The organism is Halorubrum sp. Atlit-26R (assembly GCF_003666015.1).
Lineage (GTDB): Archaea > Halobacteriota > Halobacteria > Halobacteriales > Haloferacaceae > Halorubrum.
Window position 1 is genome coordinate 1 of sequence record NZ_QPLT01000116.1, and the last position, 975, is coordinate 975.

The window sequence follows — 975 nt, forward strand, 5'->3', positions numbered from 1 at the left end:
GGTCTACAAATGGAGATCTCAGAGCAACTTCAGTGTCTGTTCTCGGGCACAGTCGATGAACGTAATGGGTCATATGTGGTTGAGGTACCGGAGCAAGAGATCCGACTTGGCGGGCTACAGGTAGACGAGACGTATCGTCTGGCTGTTCTGCCGCTATCAGCGAACGATGCCAACAACACTGACGCCGATCCACAGCCCGAGCAAGCGCCACAGACGCCGCCTGTCGAAGAAGGCGAACAACGCACCGTCGAGATCGAAGATATTGGTGACCAAGGCGACGGTATCACGCGTGTTGAACGCGGGTTCGTCGTAATTGTTCCCGACACTAAACAGAGCGAACGAGTCACTATCGAGATAACCGATGTGCGCGAGAATGTCGCCTTCGCGGAAGTTGTCGAGCGCGTCAGTTACTACGAGTAATTTGAAGCATTAATCCCCTTCTCTGTGGACGGGACCGCGTGACCGATGCGCTGCCTTCTGCGATCAGCTGCTTTGGACGAGAGGGGCTCTGTTGAAATCCTCAGCAAGTGATAGATTCTATCCCGGTGCGGTCAGTACAGGCGACTCACGTATCGCTCAGTACAGGAAATGTATACCGCGTTCGAACGAGTGTTAACGATTACTCTGGTTTTCGTTCGAGTTCAGCCATAGTGCCGGCTGTGTATCCGACAAACCCAGCGCCAATGACGAGAAATCCAAGTCCGAGCCGGAGATCGGGCGAAATCGGCAGCGCCGGACTCACGCCGACAAGCGCAGCAAAAGTGATGAGACCCGTACTGAGTCCTGTCCACCGCTTATCACTCCAACTATCACCGGTTGTGTGAGACGGGTACTGGCGGGCGATTCGAAGCGTGATAATGAGGCCGCTTCCCCACGCGACTCCTGTGACTGCCGCTAGGGCGAAATCACCGACGAACCAATAGAGACCACCGCTGACAACTAATGTCACGAAAATACTAGCAACCCAGTGAAGAG

General features: G+C 54.6%; 2 protein-coding genes. One reads left to right on the plus strand and one right to left on the minus strand.

All coding sequences use genetic code 11. The features are described 5' to 3' along the window. The first annotated feature begins 9 nt into the window (after window positions 1–9). Window positions 10–420 (plus strand): TRAM domain-containing protein, encoded by a 411-nt coding sequence (locus DVK07_RS19635; RefSeq protein ID WP_199719638.1) that lies wholly within the window; start codon window positions 10–12, stop codon window positions 418–420. Between the two features lie 199 nt (window positions 421–619). Here the strand turns inward: DVK07_RS19635 and DVK07_RS23855 are convergent, their stop codons facing one another. Then, window positions 620–949: a sterol desaturase gene (locus tag DVK07_RS23855; RefSeq protein WP_394338895.1), complete on the minus strand. Its 330-nt coding sequence runs from the start codon at window positions 947–949 to the stop codon at window positions 620–622. Window positions 950–975: the final 26 nt, after the last annotated feature.

Excerpts from the sequence above, each read along its gene's own strand:
- DVK07_RS19635 (WP_199719638.1), top strand. The coding sequence starts at position 10 with ATGGAGATCTCAGAGCAACTTCAGTGTCTGTTCTCGGGCACAGTCGAT.